The organism is Actinophytocola sp. NPDC049390 (assembly GCF_044466355.1).
Lineage (GTDB): Bacteria > Actinomycetota > Actinomycetes > Mycobacteriales > Pseudonocardiaceae > Actinophytocola.
In genome coordinates, this window is sequence record NZ_JBITMQ010000002.1 from 247870 (window position 1) to 262950 (window position 15081).

Annotated in this window: 14 protein-coding genes and 1 pseudogene; 3 read left to right on the plus strand and 12 right to left on the minus strand. The window is 73.3% G+C overall.

Translation table 11 applies throughout. The features are described from left to right. Positions 1–2: 2 nt before the first annotated feature. The 6 genes from ACIBVP_RS07335 to ACIBVP_RS07360 form a co-directional block, all read right to left on the minus strand. A complete protein-coding gene (locus tag ACIBVP_RS07335; protein ID WP_396105143.1) occupies positions 3–998 on the minus strand; it encodes a thiamine pyrophosphate-dependent dehydrogenase E1 component subunit alpha in 996 nt (331 codons plus the stop codon). Continuing rightward, positions 995–2053, minus strand: a complete 1059-nt coding sequence (locus ACIBVP_RS07340; protein ID WP_396105144.1) for an ATP-NAD kinase family protein — start codon at positions 2051–2053, stop codon at positions 995–997. Before ACIBVP_RS07340 ends, ACIBVP_RS07335 begins: the two co-directional genes overlap by 4 nt. 107 nt (positions 2054–2160) lie before the next feature. Beyond that, positions 2161–2685, minus strand: a complete 525-nt coding sequence (locus ACIBVP_RS07345) for a hypothetical protein (protein WP_396105145.1) — start codon at positions 2683–2685, stop codon at positions 2161–2163. 72 nt (positions 2686–2757) lie between these two features. Continuing rightward, positions 2758–3801 (minus strand): 2,3-butanediol dehydrogenase, encoded by a 1044-nt coding sequence (locus tag ACIBVP_RS07350; protein WP_396105146.1) that lies wholly within the window; start codon positions 3799–3801, stop codon positions 2758–2760. Positions 3802–3901: 100 nt separating this feature from the next. After that, positions 3902–5182, minus strand: coding sequence for a GAF domain-containing protein (locus ACIBVP_RS07355; protein WP_396105147.1), 1281 nt, complete (start codon positions 5180–5182; stop codon positions 3902–3904). Between the two features lie 42 nt (positions 5183–5224). Beyond that, a complete protein-coding gene (locus ACIBVP_RS07360) occupies positions 5225–5845 on the minus strand; it encodes a DUF3459 domain-containing protein (RefSeq protein ID WP_396105848.1) in 621 nt (206 codons plus the stop codon). On the opposite strand from ACIBVP_RS07360, the gene ACIBVP_RS07365 reads away from it, so the two are divergent. After that, positions 5783–5923, plus strand: a complete 141-nt coding sequence (locus ACIBVP_RS07365; protein ID WP_396105148.1) for a hypothetical protein — start codon at positions 5783–5785, stop codon at positions 5921–5923. The genes ACIBVP_RS07360 and ACIBVP_RS07365 overlap by 63 nt on opposite strands. A 150-nt stretch (positions 5924–6073) precedes the next feature. Here the strand turns inward: ACIBVP_RS07365 and ACIBVP_RS07370 are convergent, their stop codons facing one another. From ACIBVP_RS07370 to ACIBVP_RS07395, 6 genes and pseudogenes are all read right to left on the minus strand, one after another. Beyond that, positions 6074–6652, minus strand: a complete 579-nt coding sequence (locus ACIBVP_RS07370; protein ID WP_396105149.1) for a hypothetical protein — start codon at positions 6650–6652, stop codon at positions 6074–6076. A gap of 139 nt (positions 6653–6791) precedes the next feature. Further along, a complete protein-coding gene (locus ACIBVP_RS07375) occupies positions 6792–7439 on the minus strand; it encodes a response regulator (RefSeq protein ID WP_396105150.1) in 648 nt (215 codons plus the stop codon). Further along, entirely contained in the window at positions 7424–8512 is a 1089-nt protein-coding gene (locus ACIBVP_RS07380) for a hypothetical protein (protein ID WP_396105151.1), read from the minus strand. The genes ACIBVP_RS07375 and ACIBVP_RS07380 overlap by 16 nt, the downstream gene beginning before the upstream one ends. Then, positions 8505–9617 (minus strand): sensor histidine kinase, encoded by a 1113-nt coding sequence (locus tag ACIBVP_RS07385; RefSeq protein WP_396105152.1) that lies wholly within the window; start codon positions 9615–9617, stop codon positions 8505–8507. The genes ACIBVP_RS07380 and ACIBVP_RS07385 overlap by 8 nt, the downstream gene beginning before the upstream one ends. 11 nt (positions 9618–9628) lie before the next feature. Beyond that, a pseudogene (locus ACIBVP_RS07390) lies at positions 9629–10774 on the minus strand (aminotransferase class V-fold PLP-dependent enzyme); the annotation flags it as partial. A gap of 63 nt (positions 10775–10837) precedes the next feature. Continuing rightward, entirely contained in the window at positions 10838–10987 is a 150-nt protein-coding gene (locus ACIBVP_RS07395; protein ID WP_396105153.1) for a hypothetical protein, read from the minus strand. Between ACIBVP_RS07395 and ACIBVP_RS07400 the strand changes: the two genes are divergently transcribed. Both ACIBVP_RS07400 and ACIBVP_RS07405 read left to right on the plus strand, forming a co-directional pair. Continuing rightward, positions 10986–11534, plus strand: a complete 549-nt coding sequence (locus tag ACIBVP_RS07400) for a carboxymuconolactone decarboxylase family protein (RefSeq protein ID WP_396105154.1) — start codon at positions 10986–10988, stop codon at positions 11532–11534. The genes ACIBVP_RS07395 and ACIBVP_RS07400 overlap by 2 nt on opposite strands. A 129-nt stretch (positions 11535–11663) precedes the next feature. Continuing rightward, positions 11664–14948 (plus strand): S8 family peptidase, encoded by a 3285-nt coding sequence (locus tag ACIBVP_RS07405; protein ID WP_396105155.1) that lies wholly within the window; start codon positions 11664–11666, stop codon positions 14946–14948. Positions 14949–15081: the final 133 nt, after the last annotated feature.

Genomic DNA, 15081 nt, shown 5'->3' on the forward strand with positions numbered 1-15081 from the left:
CCTCAGTAGCTCACGTAGACGTCGGTGGTCAGGTCGGCGGCGGTGGGTGTCGGCGCCGCCTTCGCCTCGGCGACGGCCGCCTCGATGAGGTCGGCGACCTGCGTGTCGACGCCGTCTAGCGCGCCCGCGTCGAGGAGCCCGGCCTCGGTGACGTGTGCGCGGAAGCGCTTCAGGCAGTCCAGCGTCTCGCGTGCGTGCGCGACCTCGTCGGCGCGGTAGGTCTGCTGGTCGCCCTCGAAGTGGCCGAAGTAGCGGGTGAACGTGATCTCGATGAGCGTCGGGCCGCCGCCGTCGCGGGCGCGTGCGACGGCCTCCCCCGCCGCCTCGTGTACGGCGAAGAAGTCGAACCCGTCGACGATCACGCCGGGCATGCCGAACCCGGCGGCGCGGTCGGCGATGTTGTCGGCGGCCACGGACCACGTGCTGGCGGTCGCCTCGGCGTAGCCGTTGTTCTCGGCCACGAAGACCGCGGGCAGGTGCCACACCGACGCGAGGTTCATCGCCTCCAGCGTGGTGCCCTGGTTGCTGGCGCCGTCACCGAAGAACGCGACCCCGACCCCGCCGGTGCCCTGCTGCTTGGCGGCAAGCGCGGTGCCGCAGATGAGCGGTGGGCCCCCGCCGACGATGCCGTTGGCGCCGAGCATGCCCTTGGACAGGTCGGCGATGTGCATCGACCCGCCCTTGCCGCGGCAGGTTCCCGTTGCCCGGCCGTAGATCTCGGCCATCATCGCCTTCACGTCCACGCCCTTGGCGATGCAGTGACCGTGACCGCGGTGGGTGCTCGCGATCGAGTCGCGCTCGTCCAGGTGCGCGCACACGCCGGTGGCGGAGGCCTCTTCGCCCGCGTACAGGTGCACGAAACCGGGGATCTCGCCGGTCGCGAACTCGGCGTGCAGGCGTTCCTCGAACTCGCGGATCGTGCGCATCGTCCGGTAGGCGTCGAGCAGCGCGGTCTCGTCGAGCCCCTGCACGGTGCCAGCTGGTCGGGTGGTCGTCATCGTTGACTGTCCTTTCCGGAGCGTCCGGCGATCTGGCGGAACAGGCCCGTCCTGGCCGCCTGGTCCATGACGGCCGTGACGTCGACGCGACGCGGGCCGTCCCCTCGCAGCCGCACGGTCGCGGGCACCGTGCCGTGCAGTTCGATCTCACGTTCACCGTCGACGGCGACCACGCCGGTACGGGTGGCCACCTCGACCCGTTCACCGACCCGCAACGGCCGCCATTCGGCCACACCGACGGGCAGCACGAGCCCGGGTGCGATCGGCGCGTGCACGACGGTCGGCGCCTCCTCGACCGGGCACAGTCGGAGGGCGACGCCGTCGGGCTTGTCGCGGGGGCTGGGGCACAGCAGTCCCGGGACGGACGACAGCCCGACGGCGTCGGGTTCGGCGAACGTGCAGTACAGCTCGGTCAGCGCGGTGGGGTCCCACAGCGCGCGGGCGCCGACGTGGCGGGCGGTGGCGACGCCGACGTCGACGAGCGCCGGTTCGGTGCGGTCCCCGCACGTCACCGCGAGGACCGACGCGCGGCTCGTCGCGAGGGCGGGGTCGACGGCGCCGGTCGCGACGAGCCCGGCGGCCAGGCCCGCGACGGTGGCCTCGCGTAGTTCGGGGAAGGCGTTGTTGGTGCCGGTGGACAGGGGCAGCAGCGGGATGTCGTGGCCTGGTCCGTCGAGGAGGGCGGCGGTCGCGACGCGGGCCGTGCCGTCGCCGCCGAGGCAGATGATCACGTCGGCACCCGCCGCGACCATCCGGTGCACCGCGTTCGTGGTGTCCTCGGCTCGGCCGGTGATCGTGTCGTCGTCGACGAACCGGACCTCGGGCCACGGGGCAGCGTGCGCGGGACGGTGCCGGACCGCGCGCAGCACTTTCGCGGAGATGCCGCCCAGGTCGACGGAGACGTACGCGGTGGTGACGTTCACCGTGGCCAGTGCGCCGAGCATGCGCTGGACCATGTTGGCCTTCTCGGCTGTGGGGAACACCGACGCGCCTGCCACGAGCCGTCGGATGTCCCGGCCCGAGGCGGGGTTCGCCACGATTCCTACCGCCGTCATGCCCGGGATTGAACGACGGGCGGCGGCTGTCGGGACAGGGTTGCAAGGGGTTGCAACGGTCCGCGTTGTGTCCTCGCCCGACAGGCGGTCCGCGGCGAGTCGACGGTTTACGAGCTGCCGTTGACCGCTTCCCGTGAGCGGGCGAGCCCGTCCTCGAGTGTGGTCAGGGTCTGGTAGAAGGCCGGGTCGCTGGTGATCGCGAAGTTGACGCCCCATCGTGGCCGCCCGTCCCACGGGCGGTCGGGCGCGCGCATGACCGCGGTGCCGACCGGGTCGCCGTCGCGCACGACGAGCCAGATCTCCTCGATCTGTGTCGTGAAGAACGACCACCCGCTCTGCCGGGTCCGCACGACGACCCGCAGCACGTCGGCCCATTCGACGACGTCGCTGTCCGCGAGGTGCTGGATGCGGACCCCTCGGTCACTGAGGTAGATGCCCGTCCGGGTCATTCGCCACGCCCCCAGCGTGAACAACGCGACCAGGCCGCAGGCGATCACCAGGTCGCGCGTCGCGCCCGTCCCGGATCCGGTGACGACCGAGAACAGGAGAACGATCAGGAGCAGCCCCGGGATCCCGGCGAAGACCGCGCTCACGATGGTCTTGCTCGGATGAATCGGTCGCCACCTGGTCACGTGCACAAGCATGACCGAACTCGAACGACGAGACCAGTAGCCGGGCGCGTTTGCAAACGGAACCGGCCCCCGTCAGAGGTCGACCAGGACCTTCATCTTTCTGCCCGCGTGCAGGGCTTCGAAGCCCTCCTCGTGGAGGTCGTCCAGGTCTATGTGCGTCACCCAGCCGTCCGTGCGGTAGTGGCCGTGCGCCATCAGGTCGATCACCGCGGCGAAGTCGTCCGACGTGTAGCACAGGGAGCCCTGGATGCGGGTCTCCGCGAGCACGAGCTTGAGCAGCGTGGTCTCCAGTGGGCGTTCGTAGATCGCCACCGACACCAGCGGTTTGCGGGCGCCCAGGCAGTCCAGTGCGGACTCCACGCTTGCCCTGACCCCGGCCGCGTCGAACGCCGCCGCCGCGCCTTTGCCGTCGGTCCGGCTCATCACGTAGTGGGCCGGGTCGATCTGGGTCGGGTCGATGACGTCCCGTGCGCCCAGGTCGCTGATCGCCTGGCGGCGTTCGGCCGACGGTTCGCAGATCGTGATGTCCTCGACGCCCTGGCCGCGCAGTGCGAACCACAGGCCGATGCCGATCGGGCCCGCGCCGAACACCACCGCGTGCTCGCCCGGGGTCAACTCCCCGAGTCGCGCGGCGTGGTAGGCGACGGCCATCGGTTCCACCATCGCGCCCAGTTCGGTGCTCACCGTGTCCGGCAACGTGTGCAGCATGTGCCTCGGCACGACCGTGTACTCGGCCAGTCCACCGTCGGCCATCAGGCCGTGGAAACCGATCCGTCTGCACACGTTGTACCGCCCAGCCCGGCACGGCGGGCACTCGCCGCAGCGGTGGATCGGCTCGACGGCGACGCGGTCCCCCTCGGCCACCCCGTCGACGCCGTCACCGACCTCGACGACGACGCCGCAGAACTCGTGGCCCATCACCAGTGGGATCGACATGCCGGTGAGCGGATGGGGTTCCGTGGGGAAGAAGATCGGGCCCGCGTAGTACTCGTGCAGGTCCGTGCCGCAGATCCCGTTGTGGCTCACCCGGATCTTCACGTGGCCCGGCGGGCACTCCGGCTCCGGTACCTCCTTCACCGCTACGTCCTCGCGTCCTCGGTACACCGCTGCGCGCATGGTCCAGGCTCCTTCGGCTGATCGCACCGATGCGGCGAACACCGCACGAGCACTGTCGTACGTGCCGACGGCGGGACCAACGGTTGCAGCCGGGTTGCAGTCAGCTCCCGGTGGCGCGTGCCCGCACCACGGCCGGGGCGAGCGAGCCGGGCAGCAGGTCGGCGGGCCGCGCCGGTCTGCGCACGGTCACCTCGACGCGATCACTGAACCGGTACGGACGGTGCTCCAGCACGCTGCCGAGGTGGCGGCGCAGCCGCGACATCTCGGCGCGAACCGTGACCGTGGAACCGGCGTCACCGAACAGGTCCTCGGCCAGCTCCGGGGCGGAGCGGCCGGACGGGTTGTCCGCCAGCACGAACAGGATCTCCGCGTGCCGCGGCGTCAGCCGGTGCTCCCACTCCCCGCTCGGGCCACGCACGCTGACCGTCCACTGTGTCCGGTCACGCAGGTCCAGCGCCACCTGTGCCGGTGGTGCGCTCTCCTCGGTCCGCGGGCGCAGCAACCAGCCGCCCGGCAACGGTTCCGCGGTGCACGGGCCCATCGCGGGCAGCCAGACCAGACCGTCCGTGACGTGTTCCGGTACCAGCACCCGGTTCACCGGCGGCAGCCCGGCGACCGCGGCGACCCACCCGTGCGGGTCGGTGACCAGCACCGGGCCGTCCGTGCGCGCGAGCATCGGGGTGGCGACCGCGCGCAGCTGCTCGAGGTCCGCGTAGTGCGCGGCCGACAGCTGCGCCTCAGCCAGCTTCGCGACCGCGTCGACGAGCGCGAGGGTGCTCGGGTGCACGCTCGCGGCGGGCCCGCTCACGTCGATGACGCCGAGCAGCTGCCCGCTCTTCGGGTCGTGGACCGGGGCGGCGGCGCACGTCCACGCGTGGTGGGTGCGCACGTAGTGCTCCGCCGAGTACACCTGCACAGGCTGGCGCACGATCAACGCGGTGCCGATGGCGTTCGTGCCGACGGTGTCCTCACCCCAGCAGGCGCCTTCGACGAACCCGAGGCGGTCGGCCTGCCTGCGCACGGCGCTGCTCCCGTCGCGCCACAGCACGCGACCCTCTGCGTCGACGACGACCATGATGTGCGCCGCCTCGTCCGCGACCGACACGAGCCCGGACCGCAGGACGGACAGCACGGCGGAGAGCCCGGACGCGCGGCGGCGGTGTTCGACCTCGGCGGTGCCGAGCCGATCGGACGTCGCGTCCTGGTCCGGGTCGACGCCGAAACGGGTCACCCGCGCCCAGGACGCCTCGATCACGGAACGGGGTCGTGCGGGCGGCCGGGCGCCGGCGAGGGCGGCCTCGTGCACCTTCGCCAGGACTCGCGCGTACCGGCGCGGATCCTCACCGACGGGTACCGCCGGCTCCAACTGTTCCCGCTCCACCGGATTCCCTGCCGTCCACGTCGCTGTGGTCTCCGGCCCACACTAACCCAGGTCAGGCCCCAGGACCACGGCCTCGCAGGGGGCCAGCGACCCGTCCGTGAGACCGGCTGCCCCGGACGTGATCAGCACCCGGCCGCGGTGGGGCACCGGCACGGGCCGGTCACCGAAGTTGGCGACCACCGTGAGCGTGCCGCGACGGTAGGCGAGCACGTCGTCCGGTCCGTCCAGCACCGTGAGGTCGCCGTCGCGCAGGTCGGGGTGGTCGCGGCGGAGTGCGATCAGCTTCCGGTACAGCCACAGGACGCTCGTCCCGTCGGCGCGCTGTGCCGCCGCGTTGCGGACGTCCGCGTGCGGTGGCCACGGCAGCCACGGCTCGCCCGCCCAGCCGTGGCGGGGCTCCGGGGTCCACGGCACGGGTGCCCGGGAGCCGTCGCGGCCGAGTGGGTCCCGGCGGCGCTCGGGTGGGACCACCGCGTCGGACAGGCCGAACTCCTCGCCCTGGAAGACGAACGGGGTGCCACGCAGTGTGAGCAGCACGGTCGCGGCCACACGGGCGCGGTCCTCGCGGTCGCCGTGCCGGGTGCGGTGGCGGGGTTGGTCGTGGCTGGACAGCGGCCACGCCGGTGCGCGGTGCGGCCCGTACCCGCGCTCGGCTTCCGCGATCCGGACCGGTCGACCCTGACCGGCCCGGCGGTGCGCGCTCCGGTCGCGGCAGGCGGGTTCACCGTGCCGCGCTGGTGAATCGCGCCGCGGCGAAACGGGCAGGTCGCGACGGTGGTCGCGGCCTGCCCGTTCTTCTTCGCCGAGGCCGCCGCGTCTGCCTCCGGGTTGCGGTGCGGCAGCGCACCACCGTCCGGAGGCTTCCGGTCTCGACGAACGTCCGCTACCGGCTCACACCGGTGCGCGGCCGAGGCAGACGGTCCGCTTGGGGTCGGGGTAGACGCGGGCGTTCTCGGCGGACTCCGCCGGGCAGCCGGACCTGTCGGCGGTGCCCTCGATGACCTTGGTGACCGCCACGTTGGCCTCGTCGCTCGCGCAGGCGACCTTCTTCTCCTGGCCCGCCGAGATCATCGGCATCTCGAGGCAGTCCCCGTCGGCGACGTTCAGCATCATGCAGAGCTGGTACGACTGCTGGTTCCCGCCGGTCTGCTGGTACCGCGCGTAGTCCTCGCCCGGGCACTCGGCGTCCGGGTCGTCGAGGTACACGCCGACCTCGTACAGCGCGGCGTCCGACCCGCAGTCGACCTTCTCGATCTGTGCCGCGTACTGGCCTCCGTTGACGACCTCGACGCAGTCACCCGCGGCGAACGCGGGCGCGGGCGGGTTGAGCACCTTCACCACGATGAAGATCGCGACGGCGGCGAACACGGTGACCAGTGCGGCGATCCCGGCGATCTTGACGTTCTTGACCGTCTTCGGGGGAAACTCGGCGTTGGGGTCGTACGGGGGTGGAACGGCGGGGGTTGACATTCGACGCGGCTCGTATTCTCGCGGTTTCCGACACGGCGACAGGTAGGCCGTGCGGCCGGAAGCAGGGTCGGCCGCACGTGTCGCCGATGCTAGGGAGCGCCGCGACGCGGCGGTGTCGGGTGAACACCCCTCAATTCGGCTACAGGTCGTCGAGTCCGACGAGACCGTCCTGAATGGCCCGTGCGAGCAGCGCCGCCTTGGTCGGCGCGGGACGGCCGACGTTCGCGTACTTGACCCGGACCCGGTCCAGGTAGGTGTCGACGGTCCGCGGCGTGATGTTCATCCGGTCCGCCACGAGTTGCTTGGACTCGCACTGGAACCACTGCGTGAGCACCTCACGCTCCCGATCGGACAGTCGCGGTTGGGACGGTCCGAGGTCCGCGGCGATCGCGCCCGCCAGCGTGGGCGGCAGGTACGGGCGGTTCTCCACGGCGGAGATGGTCGCGGCCACCAGGTGCTCGCGCCCCTCGGCCTTGGTGAGGAAGGCGCTCACCCCGAGGTCGAGACACGTGAGCGCCACGTCCTCGCTGTCCTGCATGGTGTAGACGATCACCTTGCGGTCGGCGTCGACGAGCCGCCGCACCGCGCGCTGGTACGGCGCGTCGCCCGCGCCGACGTTCAGGTCGAGCACGACCACGTCGGCCTGGTCGCCGGGCGGCGTCCAGGCCACGTCGGCCGTCGTGCCCGCGGCGATCACCTCGATCGGCGTCGCCGCCTCGGCGTACCAGGCCCGCACCCCGGACAGGATCGCCGGGTGGTCGTCCACCACCGTCACCGTGATCGCCATGACGTCTCCAACCACACCTGTCCGTCCGCGACGGACTCGACGAGCGACACCTCGCCCTGTTCGGGCGGGGTGATGGGCAGTTCCGGGGCCGCGCACCGGGCGCTCACCCGGACCTGGTCCGGTGCGTGCAGCACGGTGACCCGGGCAGGTGACCGCGCCGTCACGAGCGCCTCCGAGATCGGCGCGAGCAGGTCGCGGCGCACGTGCTCGGGCACGTCACCCGGCGTGCCCCGCACCGTCAGATGCACGGAGGCGCCGTGCCGTTCCGCGATGTCGACGATCGCACCCAGCTCGTGCGCGAGCCGATCGGTCACCCCCTCGCCGTGGCCCTCGCTCAGCAACCTGCGCATCCGCGCGGCCTCGACCGCGCACCGGCGGCGCACGTCGTCGGCACGGGGATCGAGGCTGCCGTCGGCCAGCCCGGCGAGCAGCGGGATGGTGGTGGGACGCAGGTCGGCGTACCGGCGTTCGTGGTTGCGGGCGGCGGCGGCCGCCTCCTCGTCGCGGATGCGCTGCCGCTCCTCCGCCAGTGCGGCGCGGGACGCCCTGCGGGCGATCGACCGCACGAGCCGCGCGCTCAACGCCACCCCGACCTGGAAACCGGCCACCGACACCAGCGCGACGGCCATGTCCGCGGTCTCCGCGGCCGTCCCGTGCACCAGCACCGGCCAGCCCACGATCGCGGAGTGCGCGAGGAGCAACGCGACCACCCAGCCGATGGCGAGGTCGTAGAGCAGGACGAGGCCGTACCACCCGATCAGGCCGATCGACCAGTGCCGCGGCCACAGCGCGTCGGACAGGTCCGCCGACAGCGCGACCGAGCAGCCGAGCAGCGCGACGACGCCCGGCCACCTGACCACACCCGGGACCCGGCCCCGCACGTACAGGGCGACCGCGCTCACGCCGCCGAGCACCGCGAGGAAGCCGTACACGACCAGCTCGGTGCGCGAACCGCCCGCCGGTGCGAACAGCACCTGGCCGTTGAGTCCCACCTGGACGGTGAGCGCCACGGCGAGCAGCACGACGGTGATCGTCGCCGCGAGCCTGCGTTCGATGTAGGTCGGGTCAACCACGCGACCACGTCCACTCGACCGTCGTGCCCGCCCCGGGCGCGGACCGCACCTCGGCGACCCCGCCGACCGCCGCCATCCGGGCGCGGATCGACTCGGCGAGCCCCCGGCGGTGCGCGGGGACCAGGTCCGGGTCGAACCCACGGCCCTGGTCGGCCAGCCGGACCACGACCTGCCCGTCGCGGTCGTACCCGGTGAGCGCCGGTGTGCGGTCGCCCGCGTGCCGCCGGACGTTGCTCAGGGCCTCGCGCACGCCGTGGTAGATCGCGTACGCCGGTCTCGGCGGGACGGTCAGCGGGCCGGTGACGTCGGTGCGGACGGTGAGGCCCGGGTAGCCGGTCAGCGTGGCGAGCAGTTCGGCGAGGTCGACGTCCCGGTCGGGGTCCGGTGGGTGGGAGGTGAGCACGTCGACGTCCCGGCGCGCGGCGGCGGGCAGCCAGCCGAAGTCGCCGGTCGTGTCGGTGGAGACCATGAGCAACGTCGTGCTCGCGGTGTCGTGCAGCATCGCGAGGTAGGCGCGGTCGGCGGTGCGCTGTGCCCGTTCCGCGGCCGCGGCGACCCGCCGCCGCTCGGCCCGTGCCACGAGCCGGTCGCACAACCGCGCGGCGTGCCGGACGAGCACCAGCCCGGTCCACGCGAGCAGCGCCTGCACCACCAGTTCCCAGGGGCCGGTCGCCGGCACACCGGTTCCGGCGAGGACGCAGCCCGCGCTGTGCGCCGCGATGGCGAGGCCCGCGAGCACGTGCCCGGCGACCGGCCGGGTGGGCCACTCGCTGTAGCAGGTGACCGCCGTGATGGAGACGATGGCGAACAGCCAGCCGCTCTTCGGTTGCGCCCCGAGCACGACCTGGCTGAGCCCGACGAGGACGACGACCGCGGCGGTCCCGGTGAGGAACACGGACGGCGCGGCGGCGTGCCACCGGCTCTGCGCGCACGGCAGGGCGGTCGCCACCACGACGAGCACGACGGCGAGCGGCAGCGCCGGACCCGGGTTTCCGGCGAGCCCGAACAGTCCGCACAACCCGGTCACGGCGGCCCGCAGCAGCGGCGCGCACCAGGCGATGGCGGCGTGGAGGTGCCGTTCGCAGGGGCCCGGCACGGTGGTCACCGCGTGGACGTTGCGGCGCGTCGCAGGCCGGCGAGCGCCGCGCGGACGCGTGCCACGGCACCGGGGCCGGTCGACGCGTGCGGGGACAGCCGGATCTGGTCCGGGCGCACCGTGGCCGTGACCTCCGCGTCGGCCAGCGCCGCCGCCACGTCCTCGGTGGCATGGCCGGACACGCGGAAGGACAGGATCCCGGCCCGCCGGTCGGTCGCCGACACGATCTCGGCACCCGCGGCGCGCAGCACGTCGTCGAGCTCGGCCACCCGGTCCGCGATGCGGCCGGACACCACCGCGGGCCCGAGTTCCTCCAGCAGCTCCAGCGCCCTGGCGAGCGCACCGGCGGTCACCGGGCTGAGGTTGGTCACCGACCACGCCGCCGCACCCGGCGCCATGTCGTGGATCTCGTCGTCGAACACGCCGGCGTCCCGGACGCCGGTCCACCCCGACAGCAGCGGCGCCGTCCGGCGCAGCGCGCGCTCGGACAGCACGGCGAACCCTGTCCCCCACCCCGCGCGCAGCCACTTCTGCCCGCCGCACACGAGGATGTCGGCCGCGGCCCACGGTTCGTCGACGACGCCGACGCCCTGGATGCCGTCCACCACGAGGAGCCGGTCGCCGACGACCTCGCGCAGCGCGGCGAGGTCGGCCCGGTAGCCGGTGCGGAAGTCGACCGCGCTCACCGTGACCGCGGTCGTGTCCGGTGTCAACGCGGCCGCCACGGCCGCCGGTGTGACCCGGCCGTCCGGTGGGCGCAGCCGGTGCACGGTCAGCCTGCCCGCCTGCTCGGCGCGCACCCACGGGTAGGTGTTGGCCGGGAACTCGGACGCCGACACGAGCACCGCACCGGCGGGCACGCTGAACGCCGCCTGGAACAGGCCCTGGCTCGTGTGCGGCAGGAGCGCCACGCGGCCCTCGTCCGCGCCGCACAACCGGGCCACGGCCCGCCGTGCCCGCGCGTCGAACGCCATCAGGTCGTCCACTGTGGATGCGTCGGCGGCCGCGAGCCTGGCGAGCGACGCCGCGCTCTCCGCCAGCACCGCGCGGGAGGGCGGCCCGACCCGCGCGAAGTCCAGGTAGCCGGGCGACTCGCCGAACTGTTCGTGCCAGATGTCGCCGCTCACCGCGCTCCCCTCGTCGCTGTCGTCGCTGTGGCCGCGCATGTCGTGCCTGATCAGGCACGACATGCGCGGCCATCCTCGCACGCGACGAGGCCGGGGCACCCGTCACCTCGGGGTGGGCTTCCCGAGCATCTCGCCCGCGACGCGGACCGTGTGCCAGACCGAGACCACCGTGCGCGGTTCGCTGGACGGTGTGCTGACCGCCGCTGGTGCGAGCTGTCGCGACGACCGCGCCGCCGTTAGCTTCGAGGCCATGGCACACATCGATCTCGGCGTCGACGAGAAGCGGTTTCCCGGCATCACGGGGCCCATGCGGTTCCGGCCGGAGACCGGGCAACCGTTGAACGAGTTGGCGGAAGTCCTGCTGCGCAAGCAACCCCACCCGCTGACCCCCGGCGAGCGCGAGCTGATCGCGGCCTACGTGTCCGGGCTCAACGACTGCGACTTCTGCTGCTCGTCGCACTCGGCGTTCGCGGCCGCCCAGTTGCCGACCGGTATGACGCTCGTGGACCAGGTCCGCGACAACCTCGCAGCCGCACCGGTCTCACCGAAGCTCCGGGCTCTGCTGCACATCGCGGGCGCCGTGCAGGAGGGCGGCAAGAACGTGACCACCGACCTCGTAGAGGCCGCGCGTGCCGAGGGCGCGACCGACCTCGAGATCCACGACACCGTGCTGATCGCGGCCGCGTTCTGCATGTTCAACCGGTACGTCGACGGTCTGGCCACCTTCGCGCCCCAGGACGAGGGCGCCTACGCCGGCATGGCCACGCGCATCGTCGAGCACGGTTACGGCATGCCCTGACCGATCAAGCGGTGCCCCCACGCGGATCGCCAACGTGCGGGCGTCCACGAGGTGATCGGTCCCTTCGGCGGCTTGACGGCGCGGCGCCGACCGGTTTGTTTGAAAGGAACACACGAGCCGGGAGGCGCCATGCGGGTCGGGGCGAAGTTGTCGACGGTGCTGCTCGCGGCGGTGGTCGCCCTCGGCGGGTCACCGGTGCCGGGGCACGCGGTGACCGAACCCGCCACGGCGAGCAGGTACGTCGGCGCGGTCACCCTGGTCACCGGCGACCACGTGACCGTGCGCGAGATCGGCGGGCACCTGGTGCCGCAGGTGACCGCCGGCCCTGGCCGCGAGCACCTGCACTTCGCCACGACCGCGGTGGCCGACTCGCTGCTGGTGGTGCCGAGCGACGCGTGGACCGACGTGCGCACCGGGCAGGTCGACCGGCGGCTGTTCGACGTGGCCGCGCTCCTGCGGGACGGCTACGGCGACGCCCGACGTGCCGACATCCCGTTGATCGTGCAGGGCGGCCCGGCGGGCGCCGGCGCGGCCGTCACGCTGTCCAGTGTGGACGCCGTGGCCGTGCGCCAGCCCAAGTCCGGCACCGCCGAGTTCTGGCGGGCACGCAGCGGCCGCGTCTGGCTCGACGGGCTGCGGCACCCGAGCCTCGACGTGAGCGTCCCGCGGATCAACGCCCCTCGGGCGTGGGCGGCGGGTTACACGGGCGCGGGTGTGCCGGTCGCCGTGCTCGACACCGGGATCGACGACACGCATCCCGACCTGCGCAGGCAGATCAGCGCCATGAAGAACTTCACGTCGGACCGGAGCGTCCGCGACACCGACGGGCACGGCACGCACGTCGCGTCGACCATCGCGGGCACCGGCGCGGCCTCGGGCGGCACACACAAGGGCGTCGCGCCGGGCGCGACACTGCTGGTCGGCAAGGTGTGCGGCGGGTACGGCTGCCCGGAGTCGGCGATCCTCGCCGGCATGGAGTGGGCCGCCGCCAACGGGGCGAAGATCGTGAACCTCAGCCTCGGCGGCCCCGACACGGCCGCCGACGACCCGCTCGAACTGGCCGTGGCCGGCCTGTCGGCCGAGTACGGCACGTTGTTCGTGGTCGCCGCGGGCAACGACGGCGGCTACGGCGCCGAGACGGTCTCCTCCCCCGCCAGCGCCGACGCCGCGCTCGCCGTGGGCGCGGTCGACGACCAGGACGCGGTCGCCGGGTTCTCCAGCCGCGGGCCCCGGGTGCACGACGCCGCGCTGAAACCGGAGATCACCGCGCCGGGGGTGGAGATCACCGCGGCCCGGTCCCGGTTCTCGGGCCGGGGCGGCCGCCACGACCGGTACGTGACGCTCAGCGGCACGTCCATGGCGACCCCGCACGTGGCCGGGTCCGCCGCGCTGCTGGCGCAGCGGCACCCCGACTGGACCGGCGCGCGGTTGAAGGCGGCGCTGATCGGGTCGGCGGAGCCGAGCGCGGACGCCGGGGTGTACGAGCAGGGCGCGGGCCGGGTGGACGCGGCGCGCGCCGTCGCGCAGGACGTGGCCGCCACCCCGTCGACCGTCTCGGTGGGACGAGCGGTGTGGCCGCACGACGACGACGCACCGGTGACCAGGACGGTCACCTACCGCAACGACGGCGACTCGCCGCGCACGCTGCGGCTCACGCTGTCCACGCGCGGCCCCGGCGGCGAACCGGTGCCGGACGGGATGTTCCGGCTCTCCGCGCAGACGGTGACCGTCCCCGCCCGGGGCACGGCCGACGTGGCGGTCACGGTCGACACGGCGCTCCCCGCGGCCGAGGGCGCGTTCGGCGCGCACATCGTCGCCACCGACGGCAGTGGCGTACACGTGGTCACGCCCGTCGCCGTGGACCGGGAACCCGAGAGCTACGACCTCACCTTGCGGACGCTCGACGGCACCGGCGCGCCGACCGACGACCACTTCTCGTTCGTCTTCGGGCTCGACGAGGCGCGGTACCGGCCGGTGCCGGGGATCGGCGGCGCCGGGACGCTGCGGGTGCGGGCGGGCCGCTACCACGTGGACGCCGCGATCAGCACGCCGCGGCCGGGCGGCACCCTGTTCGACTCCGCGAAGGTGGTGCACCCGACGGTCGACGTGCGGGCCGACACCACCGTCACGCTCGACGCCAGGACCGCGCGCCCGGTGACGGTCACGTTCGACCGGGCCGGGGTGGCGGCGGAGGCGGTCGCGGTGGCCTACAACCGGTTCACGCCGAGGAACTCGGTGAGCACCGGCGTGCTCGGTGACGACCTCGAGCGGATCGACGTCGGCCAGGTCGGCGACCCGGTGCCGGACGAGGAGCTGATCACGAGCATCGGCGGCGTGTGGGCCGTGCCGGACGGGCGGGGCGACGTGTCACGCAGCACCGTGACCTACAACCTGGCGTGGTTCGGCTACGGCACCGTGCCGACCGGCTTCGCACGCCACGTCGTGGACGGCGACCTCGCCGAGGTGCGGGCCACCTACCGGTCGCAGGCGGACCGCAAGCGCGGCACGAAGGTGTGGCTCGCGCAGGAACCGAGGGCCGGGATCGGCAACGGCTTCGGGTTCGGGTTCCTGCTCCCGCTGTCGCGCACCGAGTTCCACAACGTCGACGGCCTGCGGTGGTCGGGTGAGCTGCAGCAGTGGGCGTTCGTGGACAAGCAGGTCCACACCGAGACCGTGCTGACCGGCGGCCCGGTCGACCACCGGCCGGGCGCGGTCGCGGCGGAGGAGTGGAACACGGCCGTGTTCGGTCCGGGCTTCACCGCCGACGGCGTCTTCGCGAGCCGGTCGGGGGACGTCGTCGGGTTCACCCTGCCGCTGTACTCCGACGCGGGCCTCGACCGGGCCGGGGTGTCCGAGGTGGAGTCCGGACGGACGGCGCTGTACCGGGAGGGCGTGCTGGTCGGCGAGACCGGCCAGCCGGGCGTCGGCCAGTTCGAGGTGCCCGCCGAGCCGTCCGCGTACCGGCTGGAGGTCGAGTCGCGGCGCGACGACGTGTCGGAGTTCTCGACGCGGATCTCGTGCGTGTGGACGTTCACGTCGGCCCGCCCGCCGGAGGACCCGGACCCGAAGCCGAAGGGCAAGGACGGCACCGGCCTGCCGCTGATGGCCGTGCGGTTCGCCCCGCCGGACCTGGACCGCGAGAACGCGACGACCGCCGGCCGGGCCGTGGTCCCGGTGACGGTGCAACGCCCGTTCAACGCGCCCGCGGCCGCGCTCACCACGTTGACGGTGGACGCCTCGTTCGACGACGGCCGCACGTGGCGGCCGGTGCCGGTCGCGGTGGACCGGCCCGACGGCGGCACGGCGACGATCGACCACCCGCGAGGCGCGCGGTACGTGTCCCTGCGGGCCCACGCGACGGACTCGGCGGGGAGCACGGTCACGCAGACGATCATCCGCGCGTACGGTGCCTGATCGATTCCGGTGTGATCAGGATTAGGCCACGCGGCCGGATCTTGGGGGTCCTTCAGCCCTACCCGTTCCCAGACCGTTGAATGTTGTCCGATCAGTGCGTTTGGATGGGAGTGGATCACCACACGGTGATCGT

Coding starts and splice junctions, on each gene's coding strand:
- ACIBVP_RS07335 (WP_396105143.1), bottom strand. CDS start 998: ATGACGACCACCCGACCAGCTGGCACCGTGCAGGGGCTCGACGAGACC.
- ACIBVP_RS07340 (WP_396105144.1), bottom strand. CDS start 2,053: ATGACGGCGGTAGGAATCGTGGCGAACCCCGCCTCGGGCCGGGACATC.
- ACIBVP_RS07350 (WP_396105146.1), bottom strand. CDS start 3,801: ATGCGCGCAGCGGTGTACCGAGGACGCGAGGACGTAGCGGTGAAGGAG.
- ACIBVP_RS07370 (WP_396105149.1), bottom strand. CDS start 6,652: ATGTCAACCCCCGCCGTTCCACCCCCGTACGACCCCAACGCCGAGTTT.
- ACIBVP_RS07375 (WP_396105150.1), bottom strand. CDS start 7,439: ATGGCGATCACGGTGACGGTGGTGGACGACCACCCGGCGATCCTGTCC.
- ACIBVP_RS07400 (WP_396105154.1), top strand. CDS start 10,986: ATGGCACACATCGATCTCGGCGTCGACGAGAAGCGGTTTCCCGGCATC.
- ACIBVP_RS07395 (WP_396105153.1), bottom strand. CDS start 10,987: ATGGCCTCGAAGCTAACGGCGGCGCGGTCGTCGCGACAGCTCGCACCA.
- ACIBVP_RS07405 (WP_396105155.1), top strand. CDS start 11,664: ATGCGGGTCGGGGCGAAGTTGTCGACGGTGCTGCTCGCGGCGGTGGTC.